An 18,911-nucleotide genomic window follows, 5' to 3' on the forward strand; every position below is an offset into this window, starting at 1 on the left:
CCCGCCGAGGATGAGGCCCCGCCCGCTCGGACGCTCGACCCGCGCCGCCGCGCCGGCGTACGCTGCCGCCATGACGTCGTCCGGAGCGCAGCGAGCGCGCGCGCTCGATCTGCTGGGCCGCGGAGACATGGCCGGCGGGATCGCCGGGCTCGAGGGGCACGTCGCGGGCGCGCCGGACGACGCGGGGGCGTGGCTCGCGCTCGGGGCCGCGTACGCGGCGGAGGAGCGCTGGGCGGACGCGGCGAGGGCGCTCGCGCGTGGGGTGGAGCTCGGCGGAAGGGAGGACGGCGGGGAGGAGCTGATCGAGGCGCGCCTCGCCTACGCCCGCGCCCTGGTCCGCCTCGGCCGGCTCGACGAGGCGGCCGCGGAGCTCCGGCGGGGCGCGGCGATCGAGCCGCCCGATCCGCGGGCGCTGCGCGAGCTCGGGGTCGTGCTGTACGATCTGCGCCTCTACGACGAGGCGGCGCGCTGGCTCGCGCGCGCGTGCGAGGCCGCGCCGGAGGACGCGCGGGCGGCCTTCGCGCTCGGGCTCGCGCACGAGGCGCGGCGGGAGATCGCGCCGGCCATCGCGGCCTACCGCGAGGCGGTGAGGCGCGCGCCCTCGTTCGCCGACGCCCGGCTCACGCTCGCGGACGCGCTCGCGTCCATCGGGGAGCACGCGCGAGCGCTGGGCGAGCTCGAGGCGCTGCTCGCGCGCGAGCGGAGCCACGAGCAGGCGGCGAGGAACCGCGAGGTGCTGCAGCGCGCGCTCGCCGAGATGCGCGCGCGCCGGCTGCTCGGCAAGACGGAGCGGGAGCTCGCGCGGTCGGCGCTCGTCATCGAGGCGCAGCTCAGGCGCCGCGAGGCGCGCGCGGCGCCCGCGACGGCGGAGGGCGCGGCGGCGCGGCAGATCGTCCGCTACACGGCGCCGCTCCTCGAGCTCCACGTGACCCTCGACTCCCCGAACAATGGCCCCGGGAGCGGCGCGATCGAGGCGCTGCACCTCGCGCTGACCGATCCGGACCGCGCCGCGCGCGCCGAGGACGACGTCTTCAAGGTCACGGTGATCGGCGAGGACGGCCGGCAGGCGCCGGTCAGCTACGCGACGGGCGCGTCGCTCACGCTCGTGCGCGAGGCGATCGGCTGCCCGATGACGCAGGCGAGCGCGCTCTATACCTCGCTGCTGAAGGGGAGCCCCTCGGTCGACTGGGGCGGCGCGACGCTGCGGTTCGCGAGCGTGCCAGGCACCGGAGGGGCGCCCGGCGGAGAGCGGCACGGCCTCCTGGTCGGCCAGCGCGCCTAGCCTCGGCTCGGCGGGGCGGCGCCGCGCGGCGCGTCGCCCGGCGCGATCATCCCGAGATCGAGCAGCGAGGAGTAGTGCCCGTCCGGCGCGAGGATGACATGGTCGACGAGCGGCACGCCGATCACCTCGCCGGCGGCGGCGACCGCGTTGGTCATGGCCACGTCCTCGGGCGACGGCGCCGAGTCGCCGCTCGGGTGGTTGTGCACGAGCACGAGCGCCGAGGCCGCGTCCGAGAGCGCGGCGCGAAGGATGTCCCTGGCCGTGACGGAGCAGCCGTGGAGCCCGCCCTGCGCGACCCTGCGCGCTCCCCTCATCCCGTTGCGGCCGTCGAGCGAGATCACCCACATCTGCTCGTGATCGAGCGGGCCGAGCTGCGCCGCGCACCACGCCGCGATCGAGGCCGATGTGCGCACCGGAGGCCGCGGGCGCACCGCGCGCTCGAAGGCGCGCCGCCCGAGCTCGAGCGACGCGGCGATCCGGAGCGCCTTCGCGAGACCGAGGCCGGGGTGCTCGGCGAGCGCGTGCGGGCCGAGCCGCGCGAGCCCCTCCAGCCCGGCGAAGCGCGAGAGGAGCGCGGCGGAGACGAGCGTCACGGGGGTGCCGACCAGCCCTGTGCCGAGCACGATCGCGAGCAGGTCGGCGTCGCCGAGCGACCAGATCCCCTCCTCGAGCGCCCGCTCGCGCGGGCCGATGAAGGCGGCCAGCGCCGAGGGGTCGTCGGTGCACGTCTCGGGGAGGTGATCGGACAGCAGGGGGGCGCGCTTCCACGGGCTCATGCGCGAGCGACAAGCACGCGGCGGGCCCGCCTGCCCGCCCGGGGCGCCGCGGGGACGCGCGCGACGGCGAGGCGGCGGAGCGGCGGCGGAGGGTGGCGGCCGCCAGGCCCCGCGCCGCCGCGCCCTCGCCCGGAGCGCCAACGGAGACGCGCGCGCGTCACTCGACGCGGACGATCGCCTCCGCGGGGAGGCTCTCGGCGAAGGCGTCGCGCGCCGCGCGCACCCTGGCCTCGACGAGGCCGTCGAACGTGAGCTTCGTGCGGTACTCGACGCCGGACCACCTCGGATAAGAGCCGATGTCGACGTCGCGGTGGGCCTCGACCACGCGGTCGAGCATGGGCTTGAGCTGCCCCTCGTCGAGGGTCGTGAACACCGCGAGCGAGACGAACGGCGCCCCGCCGGAGAGCTCGGCCTGGATGAGCGCCTGCTTCGCCCGGAAGATCTGCGGCACGCCGGGCAGCATCCACACGTTGCGCATCACCACGCCGGGCCACGCGGCGCTGCCGCCGGTCACGAGCCGCGCGCCCTCCGGGATGCGGGCCATGAGCAGGTGCCCCTCGGTGAGCCGATCGCCGTAGTAATCGCGCAGGAGGCCCTCGATGTTGGGCGCGCTGACCACCGGCACGCCGAACGCGCGCGCGACGCCCGCGATCGTCAGGTCGTCGTGCGTCGGGCCCACGCCGCCGCTCGTGAAGACCCAGTCGTGCGACGCCGCGAGCGCCCGCACCTCGGCGGCGATCACCTCGATCTCGTCGAGCACCATGACCGCCCGCTCCAGCTTGACGCCGAGCGCGCGCAGGGTGCCCGCGAGCACGACCAGGTTCTCGTCAGCGATCTTCCCGCTGAGCAGCTCGTTGCCGATGATCAGCGCCGCTGCGGTCCTCATGTCACCCTTCTTCCGCTCAGCTCTCGAACTCGCGCGTCACCGGGCGCCCGTCGGCGTCCATCCCGAGCAGCTCCTCGACGCGCTTCTCCGCGCGATCGAGGCGCTCCTGCGCCGACCGCGAGAGGCGGATGCCCTCCTCGAAGAGCGAGAGCGCGCGCTCGAGCGGCAGATCGCCGCCCTCGAGCTCCGCGACGATCTTCGCGAGGCGGCGCGTCGACTCCTCGAACGACATCGCGCCGGCGCCCGCGTCGCCGCTCCGCGGAGCGCGGTCGGCCTCGGCCTTCGCCGGCGCCCCGGCGGCGCCGGGCTCCGCGCTCGATTCGGCGCGTGACTCGGCGCGTGATTCCACGCCCGCGCCGCCCTCGTCCGTCGCGTTGCTCATCGTCGTCATGAGCCAGCGTCCCCCGGGGGTGCGGCCGGCGCAAGCAGGACGGCGCTCGCGCCGGGCGGCACCGCCGGCACGAGGAGCACGCCGTCGGGATCGGCCACGACAGGGACCGCGAGCCCATCCGGCCGGACGAGCCGTGCCGGACGCGAGGAAGCGCTCCCGGACGCGCTCCGGTCGTTCGGGACGATGGCCACCCACACGACGCCCGTCGCCAGCGCGGAGCGCGGCCGATCGAGGGCCCGCGCGTCGGCGCCGGAGAGGGCGGCCCGCGCGAGCGCGCGCACCCCTTCGTCAGGATCGAGATCCCGCGCCGCGACGAGGACGCGCCTGCGCTGCACCTCGGTGCGCCGGGACAGGCCGCGGACGATCGCGCGGCGCACCGCGGGGTCGTCCTCGAAGCGGTACGCGCGGGCGAGAAGGGAGACGCTGTCGGGCATCGGGTCGCTCCCGAGGCCGAGCGCGACGTGCGCGCGCACGACGGGATCGCTCCCCTCGATCAGCCGCTCGATCCTGCCGCGGACCACCTCGTCGTCGCGGGCCGCGAGCGCGCGGGCGGCGAGCGGCGACAGCGGTCCGCCCGCCTCCGCGAGGGCGGCGAGCCGCGAGGTGGCGATCGCCCCGCCCCCGGGCTCCGCGAGCAGCGCGACGCCGGCGGAGATCGCCGCCGCGTCGGGCGCCGCGTCGTCGCTCTTCGCGGCGCTCGCGGCGCCGGGCGGCGACCCGGCGCCCGACGCCGCGAGCGCCGCGAAGAGCGGCGCGAGGGCGGCGAGGGCGCGCTCGCCCCGGGCGAGCGCGCCGCGCGCCGCCGCGTGGACCGCCGTGCGATCGCAGGAGGACGGGGAGCAGGCGCCGACGACATCGACCGCATCGCGGAGGCCGAGCGCCACGGCGCCGAACACCCCGACGGCGCGATCGCTCGACCCGCTCGGCGCGGCGAGCGCGGCGAGCAGCCGCTTCTCGAGCGCCTCGGGCGCGTCGCGCAGCACGAGCCCGCGGACCACCCCGGCGCGCAGGCCGAGCCTGCGGAGGTCCGCGTCCTTCGCGGCGCGCGGGCCCTCGAAGAGCTCCGCTACCGCGGCCCGCGCCTCGGCCCCCGGCATCGTCGCCAGCGCGAACGCGGCCGCCGTCGCGAGCTCGGGGCGCTCGCTCAGGACCCGGCGCAGCTGCCGCGCCGCCTCCGCGCCGCCCGCGCGGCCGATCGCCGCGACCGCGCGGGGCCGCGCGTCGTCGGGGAGCAGCGGGAGGGCGCGCGCGAGCGCCGGCACGAGCCGCTCCGCCGGCACGAGCTCGGCCAGCCTGAGCCCCTCCATCCGCCCGAGCTCGGATCCGAGCAGCGCGGCCACGGCGTCCGCCGCCTCCGGCGCGCCGAGGTACACGAGGATCTCCGCCGTCGGCTCGAAGAGCCCCGGCTCTGGCTTGCGGAGCCACGCGCGGGCCTTCGCCAGCGCCGCCTCGTCGCCGAGGCGCGCGAGGGCGCGCGCCGCGGCCACCTGCGCCGCCCTGTCGCCGCCCTCGAGCATCGGCCGGAGCGCCGCGATCGCCCGGAGATCGCCGAGATCGCCGAGGAAGCTCGCGAGCGCCGGCTCGATCCGCTTGCGGCTGCCGAGCAGGAGCCGGAGCGACGCGGGCGGGTGCGCCTTGATCGCGCGCGCGGCGGCCTCGCCCGCGGCCCCGCCCTGCACGATCGCGTTCACGAGCACGCCGAGCGCGCGCCGCTCGCCCGTGCGCGCGAGCGCGAGGGCGGCGGTGCCGCGCAGCACCTCGCCGAGCGGCGACGCGGCGCCGCGCGTGGGCGCGCTCTCCGAGAGCTCGCGCGCGAGCAGCTGGCGCACGCTGTCGCGCTGCGCGTGGTCCGCCAGCGCCCGCACCGCCGCGAGGCGCGTCCTGGGATCGCGCGCCCCCGGGGCGCCGTGCTGATCGAGCGCGGCGAGCAGCGCGCTCACCGCCTCCTCGGTGCCGATCGCCCCGAGGCGCTCGATGCCGCGGAGCCGCGCCGCCGGGTCGCTCGACGAGAGCAGCCGCTCGCCGACCGCCACGCCGAGGCTGCCGCGCAGCGGCGTCGCGCCGGCCTGGGCCCCCGCGGGCGCCTTGCCGCCTTCCTCCGCGGCCTGCGGCGCCCGGGCGGTCCGCGCGACCGGCTGAGGCGCTGCCGGGCCCGCCATCGCGGTGGCCGCGAGCGCCGCGGCGAGGCCCAGGGCGCGGGGGGTTCCAGGGAGGAATCGCATTCGCTGCGCCGCACTATCCCGCGATCGACGGCCCGCTGTCACGCCCCAGGCCGAGCCGTGTCAGCGCCGCGTGACAGCCTGGAATTTGATGGAAGCACGCGCTAGGTCGACCTACCGTGCAGCCGCGAAATGCGGCTGTGAGAGAGGTGACGCTTGATCGACCTGGTACGGACACTGGAAAAGGCCATCACGGTCTCCGCCGGCAAGGCATGGCCGGTCTTGCAGCGACTGAGCCGCCTCGGCGGCGAGCCCAGGCCGTTTCACCCGAAGTGGAGCGACAAGCCGATCCCGAGGGGCGGCGAGCGCACGAAGCCCCCGCTCGGCTGGCCTCGCGAGACGGACAGCCTGTGCCCGCGCTGCGTCAAGGAGGCGCGCGACGAGATCCTGAGTGGCAGGGCGGATTGGACCAAGCTCATCACGGACAAGCCCGGCGAGATCCGCGCCAGCATCGTCGCGCGCGAAGGGCGCGTGGTCATGGAGAAGACGTGCCCGAAGCACGGCTTCTTCTCGGACACGATCTCGATCGACCCGGCGTTCCTGGCCCGGATCGAGCGCCTCTTCGGCGGCCGCGACGTCGAGATGACGAAGGACAGGATCCACGACCACGGATCGAGCACCATCCGTTACGGTCGCGGCGCGGTGCTCACGGTCGACCTGACGAACCGCTGCAACATGATGTGCGACCCGTGCTTCATGGATGCCAATCAGGTCGGCTACGTGCATGAGCTCTCCTGGGAGGAGATCACGAGGATCCTGGACGACGCGGCGGCGGTGCGCCCGCGCCGCCAGATGTCGATCCAGTTCTCCGGCGGCGAGCCGACGCTGAGCCCGCACTTCCTCGACGCGATCCGGTACGCGCGCGAGAAGGGCTACTTCGCGGTGCAGTGCGCGACGAACGGGATCCGCTTCGCGGACGAGCCGGGCTTCGCCAGGAAGGCCAAGGAAGCGGGCCTCCGGATGGCGTACCTGCAGTTCGACGGGGTCACGAACGCCGCGAACGGCCACCGGAAGATCGGGAACCTCTACGACGTGAAGCTGCGGGCGATCGAGGAGCTCTCGGCCGCCGGGATCGACGTCATCCTGGTCGTGACGATCGTCAACGGGGTCAACAACGATCAGGTGGGGCCCATCATCGACTTTGCGGTCCAGAACGCCGACAAGATCACCGTCGTCAGCTTCCAGCCGGTCAGCTTCACCGGCCGCGACGAGGACATCTCCGACGAGCTGCGCGAGAAGCAGCGCTATACGCTGAGCCACCTCGCGCACGACATCGCCCGGCAGACGGGCGTGACCGACCCGCTGCGCGACTGGTTCCCCCTGTCGGCGCTCAGCCCCTTCGGCAACGTGACCGACCTCCTCGACGGCCCCGACAAGGACTGGGGGCAGATCAACTGCGGCTGCCACCCGAACTGCGGGATCGGGACCGCGCTGTTCGTCCACAAGAAGACGAAGCAGATGGTCCCGCTGCTCGACTTCATCGACGTCGAAGGGCTGCTCTCCGACCTGCGCGCGATCTTCGACGCGGGGCGCGGCCGCGCCCTCACGAAGGCGCAGGTCGTCGCCGCGCTGCTGCGCCATTACCAGCCGGACAAGGCGCCGCCCGGCTTCAACCTCGCGACGCTCGTGAAGCAGTTCATGAGCCAGACGGGCGCCGCGCACGCCGGCGAGGGCGACGCCCGCGAGTACGAGTGGCGGGTCCTTTTCGTCGCGGGCATGTGGTTCCAGGATCTGTTCAATTACGACTTCCGCCGCACCGAGATGTGCATCATTCCGTACGGAACGCAGCTCGGCGAGATCAGCTTCTGTGCGTACAACACCGGGGCTGGATGGCGGAATATCCTCGAGAAGATGAAGGCCAACGCCACGGTGGCCGAGTGGTACAAGAAGCACGGTAGGCACCCTGTCTATGCGAAGAATCAGGATCTTCCTTTACCGACCTACGACAAGCCCCTAACGATCATCGAGCACGACCTTGCGTTGCGCGAGCGCGAGCAGGGCGGCGCGCGCTCACGGCGGGCGGCCAGGCGGCTGCCGATCGTGAGCTGATCGCGCTCGCACCGCGCGCGGCAAGGAAGCGCAGCGCAGGACAGCGCAGCGCAGCGCGGCCCCCGATCGCCGAGAGACAGGTCACGTGAGCCGCCGGGCTCGGCGATCGGTCGCAGGGCACCTCACATCGACACAGAATCCGGTTCTCCTCGCGGCCGTGTGGGAGGAGGCTCGCGTGAGCGGCGCGGGAGTCGTGGAGAACGCACCACGCATGGTGTAGTCTGGTCACGTGACCTTGCACGCGGGCCGCTATGAGAGCTTGCGCGCCATCGCGTCAGGCGGCATGGCGACGGTGTATCTCGGGCGGGCCGTGGGCGCCGGCGGGTTCGAGCGCCTCGTCGCGCTGAAGATGATGCACCCGCACATCGCGGCGGAGCCCGAGTTCGTCGCGATGTTCCTCGACGAGGCGCGCCTCGCGGCGCGGGTCCGCCACCCCAATGTCGTCGCGACGTTCGATCTCGTCGAGGACCCGCTGTTCCTCGTCATGGAGTACATCGAGGGGCCGTCGCTGCACACCTTGCTCCGCACGTGCGCGCGGGCGAAGCGGCCCGTCCCGCTCGGGATCGTGCTCCGCATCTTCCTCGACGTGCTCGCGGGTCTCCACGCCGCGCACGAGCTCACGGGGGGCGAGGGCGAGCCGCTCAACCTCGTGCACCGCGACGTCTCGCCGCAGAACGTGCTCGTCGGCGTCGACGGCATCGCGCGCATCACCGATTTCGGGGTGGCCCGCGCCGAGACGAGGCTCATGTCGACGCGGGGCAACGCGCTCAAGGGCAAGCTCGCCTACATGGCGCCCGAGCAGATCCGGGGCGCGAACGTCGACCGTCGCAGCGACGTGTACTCGGCCGGCGTGGTGCTCTGGGAGATGCTCACGGAGGAGCGCCTGTTCAAGGCCGACAACGACGGCGCGCTGCTCGCGCAGATCCTCCAGGGCGCGCCCACGGGGCCGCGCGGGGTGGTCCCGTCGGTGCCGGCCGCGATCGACGAGATCTGCCTGCGCGCGCTGCGCACCGACCCCGACGATCGCTTCCCGACCGCCGCGGCGTTCGCCGAGGCGCTGGAAGACGCAGCCACGCAGACGCCGGGCCTCGCTGTGTCGTCGCCCCGGGCGGTGGAGGCGCTCATCAAGGAGGTCGGTTTGCGCGGGCCGCCGGAGAGCCTCACGGCGCCGGTCAGCGCGCGGGGCGTTCCCGCCTCGGCGCCCAAGTCGGGGCGATCGCCGCTGAGCCAGCGCTCTCCGTTGAGCGATCCGCTGAGCCCGCGCTCTCCGTTGAGCGATCGTCTGCCCCTCAGCCAGCGCGCTCCTTCGACCCAGCGGAGCGTCGAGGCGGCGCAGGACAGCTCGGGCGCCGAGGGCAGCGCGCCGGGGCTGGGCGCCGTCGTCTCCGAGGCCGTCTCCCGCGGCCGGCACCACATCGCGCGCCGCCGCGTGCTCGCCAGCGCCTGCGCGGTCGCGATCGCGGTCGGGGCGGGCGCCTTTCTCGCCTCCGGCCAGAAAGAGCCAGCCGCTCCCTTCACGGGGGAGAGCGCCTCTGTCTCCCGGATCTCGTCCTTCTTCCCCGCGGCCGCGGCGGCCAGCGGGCCAGTCCAGGCGGCCGCGCCCGGGCATTCCGGCGAGCTGGCCGGGTCCGCGGTCCCCGGCGGCTCCGCTCAGGGCGCTGTGCCCGACAGCTCCGCTCAGGGCGTGATTCCCGGCAGAGCCGCCCAGAGCCCCGCCCCGCGGCCGAGCGCCAGAGCGACCCCGCCCGCGGCCGTCAAGCCCAGGACGAGCCGGCCCGACACGCGCACGACCAGCGGATCCACGGCCCCGACGGCGAAGCCGGCCACCCGCTCATCGACCGTTCGGAGCGCGGCGCCGAAGACCGCGCCAAAGGCGCCAGAGCCGAAGCGGAGCGCTCCGCGGACGACCTCCCGGACGCCCTTCAAGCCATCCGGCCTGTGACGCACACAGGGCTGTGACGCACGACGTCACCGCGGAGAAAGCCCAAGACGGTACGTGCGCATGGATCCAGCGCGCCCCCCGGGCCGAGCCATGATCCTTTTCGCCGCCTCGTCCAACACTCCGACCATGGAGGCACGTCCAACACCCCGACGACCGCGAGCACCCGCGACCTCGGCGCCGATAGCGCGACGTCGGGTCGCGCTATCGCACATTGAACGCGCCGCGGCGTCGCCTACATGCTCACAAACGACAGCAGAACGTCAGTGGTCGCCTCACGAGCGCGATAGGGGAGGTAGACTATTCTTGTCGTGGGGCGGTATGTGCTCGCCCAAGTGAAAGACGCGCCGCGCGTCGGACGTTACCCCGGGGGGAACCAGCTCATGCGCTCGCTTTTTGAGCAGGTCGTCGAGTGCTGTGGCCTCGCACCCGCGTTCGCCAGAAAGATCATCCAGGATGCCTGCGAGCGGAGCGATGTGTCACCGCCCGAAGCGATGACGCCAGCCGATCTCATCCGCACGCTCCCTCACATCCGCCAGGCCCTCGGCGTCTTCCTCGATCCCGGGGAGGTGGCGCTGAAGACGGCCGCGATGCGAGCCCTCGTCAAGGGCTCCTGGCCGTCGATGGCCGCGGTCGTCCCCCCTGGTTCGAACCAGGAGAGTCGGACCCCTCAGGACGAGCCGAAGGCCAAATCGAGCTCATAGAGCTCGTAGTGCGAACGCCGCATTCCGAGCGCGACATACGTCGACTGCGCTCGCGCGTTCGCGGTCTCCACGTACAGGCGGATACCGCACACGTCCCCCGCGTCCGCCGCCATCTCGTGGACTCGCCGATACAGCGCCCGGAAGACCCCGCTGCGCCGTTGCGCGGGGGTCACATAGACGGACTGGATCCACCAGAAAGTACCGTTTCTCCAGTCACTCCATTCGTAGGTGACCATCAGCTGCCCGGCCATCTCGGACGCGTGCTCGGCCACCAGATAGAACCCTTTGGCGGCATCCGCGATCAGCGCGGCGGCGCCGCGGAGGGTGGTGGCGGCATCCAGCACCTTGCCCTCCGTCTCGAGCGCCATCGCCCGGTTGTTCGCCGCGATCAGCGCGGCGTCGGTGGGCGCCGCCCGGCGGATCACGAGCGCTGTCACGAGGCGACCTCCCGGCGGGCGTCGCAGGGACGTTCTCCGGCCGTACGGCCGGAGAGCGCGGAAGCGCAGCATCGGATCGACATGGCCGACCCCATACCGCGGGCAGCACGGCTGCTCAATGACGACGCGCACGACGCGCACGACGCGCACGACGCGCACGACGCGCACGACGCGCGGCTCCTCGATCTAGCGACGAGCGCACGGCCGGGCCGTTGACGACCGGTCGCGAAGACGTCGCCGCGGCGCGTTATGTTTCAAGGAGCGATCCTCGACGAGCGCGCCCGGCGCTCGGCGCGCGGTCCATGGCTCCGCCGCGCCGGCTGCCTCTTGCGGCGGTTGGCGGAGGTTGTGCTCCTCGCCCGATCGCGCATACCCTCCGGGCGCCGAAGCCTCCCGGAGGGTGACCCTTGACACTGCTCGTCAGCGACTCGATTGCCCAGCGCGTCCAGCGGCTGGAGATCCCTTTCAACAGCTTCGGGGTCGATCCTTACGGCATCTCCCAGAAGCACCTGGGTCTCTTCTTCTCCCTCCTGGATTTCTTCTATCATCATTACTTCTCGGTGGGCGTGACGGGCCTGGAGAACGTCCCCGCGCGCGGGCGGGCGATGCTCGTCGGCAATCACTGCGGGGGAGTCGCCATCGACGGGGCGATGGTGGTCGCGTCGATGTTCTTCGCGATGGATCCTCCGCGTCTGGCCGAGGGGATGGCGGAGAAGTTCATCAATCGCCTCCCCTTCACCTCGCTCTGGTCGAGCCGCACAGGGCAGTTCACCGGCCTCCCCGAGCACGCGAGCCGCCTCCTCGAGGACGAGCGGTTGCTCATGGTGTTCCCCGAGGGGGCGCGCGGCACCGCCAAGCTCTACAGCGAGCGCAACTCGCTCGTGCACTTCGGATCGGGGTTCGTCCGGCTCGCGATGAAGACGAGGACGCCCGTCATCCCCTTCGGCTTCGTCGGCGGCGGCGAGGCGGTGCCGACCATCGCCAACTCTTACACGATCGGCCGGCTGTTCGGCGTGCCGTACATCCCGATCACCCCGTACCTCATCCCGGCGCCGCTGCCGGTCCAGCTGGAGATCACGTACGGCGAGCCGATGACGTTCGCCGGGACCGGCGCCGAGGAAGACGAGGTGATCCTGGGCCACGTCGAGCAGGTGAAGGCGAGGATCGCCGAGCTCATCGAGGACGGGCGAAAGCGGCGCCGCGGGAAGCTTTCGGTGGACTGGCGCGGCGCCACGCCGCCCAGGCCCGCCTCATCGAAGGAGCACGCATGAGGGTCCTCATCCCAGGGATCACCGGCCAGCTGGGCCGCATGGTCGCGACGCGCCTCCTCGAGGAGGGGCACGAGGTGATCGGCATCGACCGGCGGCCGTGGCCGACCGCCCCGGCCGGCGTCGAGATGCACAACGTGGATCTGCAGAAGCGCGCCGCGGAGGACGTGTTCCGCAAGGCCCGGCCCCAGGCCGTCATCCACATGGCGACCGTGACGCACCTCGTGGAGCAGACGGAGGAGCGGTATCGGATCAACCTCGGCGGCACGCGCGTCGTCTTCGACAACAGCCGCGCCTGCGGGGTCGAACACGTGATCTTCGTCGGCCGACACACCTACTACGGCGCCGGCCCCGAGTCGCCGCTCTACCACACGGAGGAGGATCCTCCGATGGCGGTGTCCACCTTCCCCGAGCTCGCCGACCTCGTCGCGGCCGATCTCTACGCCTGCACGGCGCTCTGGCGCGCTCCCGAGCTCTGCACGACCGTTCTCCGCATGTGCTACACGCTCGGCCCGACAGGCCACGGCACGCTGGCGAGCTTCCTCCGCGGCCCCCGCGTCCCGTACGTGCTCGGGTTCGACCCGCTGTTCCAGTTCATGCACGAGCAGGACGTCGTGACCGCCATCTGCCTCGCCCTCGAGAAGCGCATCCGCGGCGTCTACAACGTCTCTGGCCCGCAGCCTGTGCCCCTGTCGCTCATCATCCGGGCGGCGGGCCGGGTGGCGTTGCCCCTCCCCGAGTTCGTGCTGCGCAACGCGTTCGGCCGCTTCGGCCTGCCGAAGCTCCCTCGCGCGGCGCTGACCCACATCAAGTACCCCGTCGTCGTGGACGGGGCCGCGTTCCGCGCCGCGACCGGGTTCAAGCACGCCATCGACGAAGCCGAGGCCATCCGCGAGTACCGCGACGCCCACCCGGTCCCGGCGAGCCGCCCCTGAGCCGGGGAGTTCATCTCATGAGATAAGGAGGTCCCGATGTTGTCCGAGAAGGTCAATCAGTTCGCGCCGGCCAGGCTCACCGCGGACATCGACAATCTGCCCGAGCCGGAGAAGAGAGCGCTCGGCAAGCTCATCGAGGCTTCGCGGCAACTCGATCCCGTGTTCGATCGGCAGGCCTACGCCGGGAACCCGGAGCTCCGCGAGGAGCTGGTGGCGGACGGCACCCCGGAGGGGCGGGACAGGCTCGCCTACTTCGACATCATGCGCGGCCCGTGGGACAGGCAGGATCACCACCGCCCCTTCGCCATCGACAGGCCCCATCCTCCTGGCGCTGGCTTCTACCCGGAAGATCTCTCGGCCGACGAGCTCAACGCGTGGGTCGAGCAGCACCCGGGCGACAAGGAGGCCTTCAACAGCCTGTTCACGCTCATCCGCCGGGACCAGGGCCGGCTCGTCGCCGTGCCGTACAGCCAGGCCTACGCCGCGTGGCTCGGCCCCGCCGGCGCGCTCCTCGAGGAGGCCGCGGCGCTCACCGCGAGCGAGAGCCTAAGGCGGTTCCTGAGGTCCCGGGCCGCCGCGTTCCGCTCCGACGACTACTATGCATCCGACAAGGACTGGATGGACCTCGACAGCCGCGTCGAGGTGACCATCGGTCCTTACGAGACCTACGAGGACGAGCTCCTCGGCCTCAAGGCCTCGTTCGAGTCGTTCGTCACGGTGAGCGACCCCGATGCTTCCCGCAAGCTCTCGAAGTACAAGGAGCTCCTCCCGGAGATGGAGCGCAACCTGCCTGTCCCCGAGGACGTGAAGACGGCGCGCGGCGGGGAGAGCCCCATCCAGGTCGTCGACCTCGTGTTCAGCGCCGGCGACGCCCGCAAATCGGTCCAGACGATCGCGTTCAACCTGCCGAACGACGAGCGCGTCCGCGCCGAGAAGGGGGCCAAGAAGGTCCTGCTCCGCAACGTCATCGAGACGAAGTTCGAGCTGATCATGCGCCCTATCGCCGAGCGCATCCTCGACCCGGCGCAGCTCGATCACCTGTCCTCCGACGCGTTCTTCAACGAGACGCTCTTCCACGAGCTCTCGCACAGCCTCGGCCCTGCGTTCACGACCGCGAGCGGGGAGCGGGTCGAGGTGCGGATCGCGCTCGGCCCGACGTACTCCGCGCTGGAGGAGGCCAAGGCCGACGTGATGGGCGCTTACAACGTCCTCTTCATGATCCAGCGAGGCCACTTCGCGGCGGATTTCAGGGAAAAGCTCCTCATCTCCTATTTCGCAGGGCTCTTCAGGAGCACCCGCTTCGGCGTGGCCGAGGCGCACGGCAAGGGGGCCGCGCTCCAGATCAACCGGTTCCTCGAGGAGCGCGCCGCCCGCTTCGACCCGGCGACACGGCGCTTCACCGTCGACGCCGAGGAGCTCGAGGCCGCCATCACCCGCCTCGTCCGCGATCTCTGCATGGTGCAGCACCGCGGCGACAGGCAGGCCGCCGGCGAGCTCCTCGCCAGGTACGGAGAGGTCTCGGAGCCGATGCAGCAAGCGCTCGGCGGCCTCGAGGGGATCCCGATCGACATCCGGCCGATCTACCCGCTCGCCGGCGAGTGAGCCGCCGGCGAGCGGCGCTCACGGCCCGATCTGCACGAGGAACGCGTCGCCGGCGCCCTGGCTCACGGCCGTGGCTGCCCCGCGATCGAGGACGCCGTCGAAGCGGCCGGTCACCCAGCCGTCGCCGAGGAGATCGACGGCGACGGCGGCGCTGCGCTGCTCGCCCGAGTCGCCGAACGAGCGCAACCAGATCGGGTTGCTGGCAGGGTCGAGCTTCGCCACGAACACGTCCGCGGCGCCCGTGGCCGAGTGCGCCTCCGTGCCGATGTCCAGGTTCCCCAGGAAGGAGCCGGTGAGGAGGATGTTGCCCGCGAGATCGACCGCGACGGAGGCGCCCTCCTGGTCGGCGTCGTCGCCGAAGTCCTCGCACCACTGCAGGACGCCGTTGTCGTCCAGACGGATGAGGAAGACGTCCTTGTCTCCATTGCTCGTGAGCAGCGACTCGCCGAGGGAGATCGCCCCCCGGAACGAGCCGGTCACGAGGATGTTGCCCGCTCCATCGACGGCCACGCCGAGCGCCTCGGCCGCGTTGGTCGCGTCGGCCGCCTTGCTCCAGACGTGGTCGCCCGAGGGGTCGAGCTTCGCGACGAACAGGTTGGTCTTGGCGTCGGTGGTGAGCGGCCTCTCGCCCCCGAGATCGACCTCCCCGCTGAACCAGCCGACGACGACGATGTCGCCGTCGCCGTCGACGGCGACGCCGGTACCGGCCTGATCTCCCTGGCCGCCGAGCCGCTTGGCCCAGTCGACGTGGCCGGCGGCGTCGAGCTTGACCAGGAAGGCGTCGCTCCTGCCGTGGCTCTCCAGGGTGAACCGCTCGCCCCGGCGGCCCTCGCCGAAATCGAGCGTGCCCGAGAACTCGCCGGTGATGAAGGCGTTCCCCGCCTGGTCCACGGCGACCGCCGCCGCGTGTTGCGTGGCCTCGTCGCCGAACCGCCGGCTGAACTGGTGCGCCCCGGTCGCGTCGAACCGCGCCACGACGACGTCGGCGCGGCGGCCGGCGCCCTCGAGCACGCGGCCGCCGAAATCGACGTCGCCGGCCGCGCTGCCCGCGAGCACCACGTCGCCCCCCGGCGCGAGCGCGACCGCCCGGGCGACGCTGTCCGCGAAGCGGCGGCCGAACCGGAACCGACCCTCGCGCCTGGAGGCGTCGCGGGAGAACGAGACGAGGAAAGCGTCCGGCTCGCCGAGCGCGCCCAGCTCGTCCGACGGGCCCGCGCCGAGATCGGTGCTGCCCGACGCCGAGCCGACCACGACGACGGCGTCGGCCGAGGCGGCGATGCCCAGGCCCTGCTGAGCGCCGGCCCCGCCGAGCGCGACGCTGTGCACCGGGTCGCCCGTGCACGCTCGCCCGTCGCAGTTCTCGTCCTCGAGCGTGGCGCAGCTCTCGAACGCGGGCAGCACCTGGCCGACGCAGGCGCCGACGTCGGTCCCGTCGTCATTGCACGCGGCGACGCCGGCGACGCAGAGGCCGACGCCCTGCGTGCCCTGCGGCCCCGCGTAGCAGTCCGCCTCGGTGAGGGGAACGCAGATCTCCTGAACCTCGCCGCCGCCGCCTGCCCCGCCGCCGCCTCCCCCCGCGCCCACCGGCGCGGGATCCGCCGCGACGTCGGGGAACGGCGCGATGAAGGCGCACGCGCCGAGGCCGGCGCAGGCGAGGGCGAGCCCGGCGACGGCGCCCGCTCCGGGGCGAGGTGCGCCGCTCACAGCACTCCCCGCACGGCGACCCCGGCGCCGTCCGCGCCGACCCATGGCGAGAGCGCCGTCGGGCGGGGGGCGCGCGGCGCCGCGGGCGCAGGCCGCCGCCCGGCGGCGTCCGGAGGAGCCGCGGGCGAGGAGGACGAGGGCCAGAAGAGGTAGGTGGCGAAGCCGCCCGCGATGACGGCGGCCCCGGTGAGCACCGTGCTCGTGACGGCGAGCGCTTGCCCGCGATCGTGCAGCGCCTGCCGCTCGCCCAGCGAGCCCGGGGCAGGGTTCTCGTTCTTCTTCAGGAAGCTGTGCCGCACGTCGTACGCCATGGCGCCCGTGACCACGGCGCCGGCGGCGAGCGCGGCCGCCGTCCCCACGACGATCACCGGCGAGATGCGCGGGCCGGGCGCGGGCGCGCTGGGCAGCGCCGGGCGCGCGGGCGCGCTCGACCGCAGGACCGCGAGCGAGCGCTTGCGGCCGAGCTCGGCCCGCAGCTCGACGACCGCGCCCGTCTCGGCCTGCACCGTCGCCTCGAACCGCGCCGCATAGTTCTCGGCCGCCACGACGACCCGCCGCGCCCCGGGGCTCACGAGGATGGCCGCGCCGACGAGCGCGGCGTGGATCGGCTCACCATCGATCTCGACGCGCACGCCGGTCGCGTCCTCGGGCAGCTGCAGGACGATCTGCGACGTCTTCACGCGAAGCTTCTCCAGTCGCGCGCGCGACTCCCTGGCGAGCGCGATCTCGTTCCGCGCGGTCGCGCCGGACGCAGCGAGCTCAAATGCGTTGAGCGCCTCGACGACGTGGCCGAGCGCCTCGTGACAGACGCCGAGGTGATACCAGAGAGGCGGGGACACGACGATCTTGCTGATGCGCTCGTACGTCTCCAGCGCCTCTGCCCACCGGCCGCTGTCCTCCGCGGCGAGGCCGAGCGCGAAGAGGTGCCGCGCGGACGCGAGCTCCGCGGCGCTCGGCTTGTGGGGCGCAGCGACAGCCGCAGTGTCGCTCGCGACCGCGGCCGGCGGCGCGCGGCTGGCGTCCTCCGGGGAAGGCTCGGCGAATGCAGCCGGACCGACGCCGACCAGGGCGAAGAATACCACTCCGCCGATGGTGATCCGATGCTTCACCCACGCCTCCTTCCATCACCAAGCGATAGAGGCAGTCTAACCGTACTCACGCCGACCGATCCTCGACAACTGGAAAATTGTTTGAGATTAGCGTCCGATCCTGGAACGCTCTTGCACGACCCGCCTGGAACGCTCTCCCACTGTCGGTGAGAGCTTCAGCATGGTCGGACTCACGACGACACAGGAGTCGCAGGTACGAGCTGTGATAGCGCCCGTCGATCTTGTGCCAGGCCAGCTTCTCGGCCGCTATGAGCTGCTGATCGCCATCGCGCAGGGCGGAATGGGAACGGTGTGGGCGGCCCGAGAGCGCGGCGGGGCGGCGGGCGACAAGATCGTGGCAGTCAAGACGATGCTGCCGGCGCTCTCCAGCGATCCGCGCTGCAAGCGCATGTTCCTCACGGAGTCGCGCATCGCCTCCCGGATCAAGCACCCCAATGTGTGCGCGATCCTGGATCAAGGTGAGCAAAGCGGGGTGCTCTACTTCGTGATGGAGTGGATCGACGGCGACGCGCTCGTGGCGCTGCTCGGCGGCAGCACCCGCAAGCAGGGCAGCCCGCTCCCCCTGCCCGTCGCCGTGAGGATCGCGATCGAGGCGGCGCGTGGGCTGCATGCGGCCCACGAGCTACGGGACGACGGCGGCGCGCTGGTCGGGCTCGTTCACCGGGACGTGTCGCCGCACAACATCCTGATCACGCGTGACGGCTCGGTCAAAATCGCTGATTTCGGCGTGGCCAAGGCCATGGCGCAGGTGGACAACCCGACGACCAACACCGGGCACATGAAGGGCAAGATCCTCTTCATGGCGCCCGAGCAGGTCTATAGCGAGCAGCTGGACCGGCGGTCCGACGTCTTCGCGCTCGGGATCGTGCTCTATCAGCTGACGACGGGCACGCACCCGTTCGCCGCCAGCCACGACCTCGCGACGATGGCGCGCATCGCGCGGCCCGAGCCGGTCGATCCGCCGGGCCCCCTCGTCCCCGGGTACCCCCCCGCGCTCGAGGCGGCGGTGATGCGCGCGCTCGCCAAGGATCCGGCCGAGCGCTTCGCGACGATGGCCGAGCTCGCGGACGCGCTCGAGGCGGTGGACGCCGCCCTCGGCAGCCGCCCTGGCGAGGTCACGGGGTACATCCGCAACGCGCTCGCCGCGCGCACCTCGCGTCGCACGGCGCTGATCAAGGACGCCTTGCGCGCCGCGGACGGCAGGGCGCGGGGGCGCACCCCCTCGCGCCTGGACCCGCGCCGCCGCGCCCGGACGATCGCCACCGCGGCGGCGCTCGTCGCCTCGGGCGCGCTGCTCGGGGCGGCGACGCTCCTGTGGATCGGCCTCGGGGAGGGCCCCGGCGCGCCGCCCGTGGCGGTGCCCGCGGCGCCGGCCGTCACGGTGGAGCCGCGCCCGGGGGTCGCCACCGCCGAGCCGCGCGCCCCGGAGCCCGCGCGCGTGTCAGAGCCGGCCCCGTCCACCGCGCCCGCGGCGCCGCCGTCCTCCACCCCCGCCGCGAGCGCGAGCCCGCCTCGCTCCCGATCGCCTGCCGAGACCGGGCGCGCCAAATTCCGCGAGCCCGGCTTCTAGCGCGCGCCGCGGCCCCGCCTCGCGCCGAGGAATATTCGAT

General features: G+C 73.0%; 15 protein-coding genes. 8 read left to right on the forward strand and 7 right to left on the reverse strand.

The genetic code is table 11. The features are described from left to right. Positions 1-70: 70 nt before the first annotated feature. Positions 71-1,282, forward strand: a complete 1,212-nt coding sequence (locus WME97_RS34445; RefSeq protein WP_437543901.1) for a tetratricopeptide repeat protein — start codon at positions 71-73, stop codon at positions 1,280-1,282. Here the strand turns inward: WME97_RS34445 and radC are convergent. The 4 genes from radC to WME97_RS34465 all read right to left on the reverse strand — a co-directional run bounded on the left by radC (position 1,279) and on the right by WME97_RS34465 (position 5,557). Beyond that, positions 1,279-2,058, reverse strand: coding sequence for a RadC family protein (gene radC, locus WME97_RS34450; protein WP_437543903.1), 780 nt, complete (start codon positions 2,056-2,058; stop codon positions 1,279-1,281). The genes WME97_RS34445 and radC overlap by 4 nt on opposite strands. Before the next feature lie 157 nt (positions 2,059-2,215). After that, entirely contained in the window at positions 2,216-2,944 is a 729-nt protein-coding gene (locus WME97_RS34455; protein ID WP_437543905.1) for a competence/damage-inducible protein A, read from the reverse strand. A 16-nt stretch (positions 2,945-2,960) separates the two neighbouring features. Continuing rightward, positions 2,961-3,335, reverse strand: a complete 375-nt coding sequence (gene xseB / locus WME97_RS34460; protein ID WP_437543907.1) for an exodeoxyribonuclease VII small subunit — start codon at positions 3,333-3,335, stop codon at positions 2,961-2,963. Next, on the reverse strand, positions 3,332-5,557 hold the full coding sequence (locus WME97_RS34465) for a HEAT repeat domain-containing protein (RefSeq protein WP_437543909.1): 2,226 nt from the start codon (positions 5,555-5,557) through the stop codon (positions 3,332-3,334). The genes xseB and WME97_RS34465 overlap by 4 nt, the downstream gene beginning before the upstream one ends. Before the next feature lie 153 nt (positions 5,558-5,710). Here WME97_RS34465 and WME97_RS34470 point away from each other — a divergent pair, with 153 nt between their 5' ends. From WME97_RS34470 to WME97_RS34480, 3 genes are all read left to right on the forward strand, one after another. Next, positions 5,711-7,603 carry a radical SAM protein gene (locus tag WME97_RS34470; protein WP_437543911.1) on the forward strand — a complete coding sequence of 631 codons (1,893 nt, stop codon included), beginning with the start codon at positions 5,711-5,713 and terminating at the stop codon, positions 7,601-7,603. Between the two features lie 229 nt (positions 7,604-7,832). Then, positions 7,833-9,545, forward strand: a complete 1,713-nt coding sequence (locus WME97_RS34475; protein WP_437543913.1) for a protein kinase domain-containing protein — start codon at positions 7,833-7,835, stop codon at positions 9,543-9,545. A 380-nt stretch (positions 9,546-9,925) separates the two neighbouring features. Then, the gene (locus WME97_RS34480; protein ID WP_437543914.1) at positions 9,926-10,246 is read left to right on the forward strand and encodes a hypothetical protein; all 321 of its coding nucleotides are present in this window, start codon (positions 9,926-9,928) and stop codon (positions 10,244-10,246) included. Here WME97_RS34480 and WME97_RS34485 read toward each other — a convergent pair. Beyond that, complete coding sequence (locus WME97_RS34485) at positions 10,213-10,683, reverse strand: GNAT family N-acetyltransferase (protein WP_437555546.1); 471 nt, start codon at positions 10,681-10,683, stop codon at positions 10,213-10,215. The two genes, WME97_RS34480 and WME97_RS34485, sit on opposite strands and share 34 nt — an antisense overlap. A gap of 407 nt (positions 10,684-11,090) precedes the next feature. Between WME97_RS34485 and WME97_RS34490 the strand changes: the two genes are divergently transcribed. Genes WME97_RS34490 through WME97_RS34500 form a run of 3 tightly spaced genes read left to right on the forward strand, consistent with a single transcriptional unit; the run spans position 11,091 to position 14,488 of the window. Further along, the gene (locus WME97_RS34490) at positions 11,091-11,954 is read left to right on the forward strand and encodes a lysophospholipid acyltransferase family protein (RefSeq protein WP_437543916.1); all 864 of its coding nucleotides are present in this window, start codon (positions 11,091-11,093) and stop codon (positions 11,952-11,954) included. Continuing rightward, positions 11,951-12,886: an SDR family oxidoreductase gene (locus WME97_RS34495; protein ID WP_437543918.1), complete on the forward strand. Its 936-nt coding sequence runs from the start codon at positions 11,951-11,953 to the stop codon at positions 12,884-12,886. Before WME97_RS34490 ends, WME97_RS34495 begins: the two co-directional genes overlap by 4 nt. 36 nt (positions 12,887-12,922) lie before the next feature. Continuing rightward, on the forward strand, positions 12,923-14,488 hold the full coding sequence (locus WME97_RS34500) for a dipeptidyl-peptidase 3 family protein (RefSeq protein WP_437543920.1): 1,566 nt from the start codon (positions 12,923-12,925) through the stop codon (positions 14,486-14,488). A gap of 18 nt (positions 14,489-14,506) precedes the next feature. Here the strand turns inward: WME97_RS34500 and WME97_RS34505 are convergent, their stop codons facing one another. Both WME97_RS34505 and WME97_RS34510 read right to left on the reverse strand, forming a co-directional pair. After that, positions 14,507-16,192, reverse strand: a complete 1,686-nt coding sequence (locus WME97_RS34505) for a hypothetical protein (protein WP_437543922.1) — start codon at positions 16,190-16,192, stop codon at positions 14,507-14,509. Then, positions 16,189-17,301, reverse strand: coding sequence for a hypothetical protein (locus WME97_RS34510; protein WP_437543924.1), 1,113 nt, complete (start codon positions 17,299-17,301; stop codon positions 16,189-16,191). Before WME97_RS34510 ends, WME97_RS34505 begins: the two co-directional genes overlap by 4 nt. A gap of 223 nt (positions 17,302-17,524) precedes the next feature. Here WME97_RS34510 and WME97_RS34515 point away from each other — a divergent pair, with 223 nt between their 5' ends. After that, positions 17,525-18,871 (forward strand): serine/threonine-protein kinase, encoded by a 1,347-nt coding sequence (locus tag WME97_RS34515; RefSeq protein WP_437543926.1) that lies wholly within the window; start codon positions 17,525-17,527, stop codon positions 18,869-18,871. The last annotated feature ends 40 nt before the right edge of the window (positions 18,872-18,911 follow it).

This window comes from Sorangium sp. So ce367 (assembly GCF_051520455.1).
GTDB classification, from domain to species: Bacteria; Myxococcota_A; Polyangia; order Polyangiales; family Polyangiaceae; genus Sorangium; species Sorangium cellulosum_B.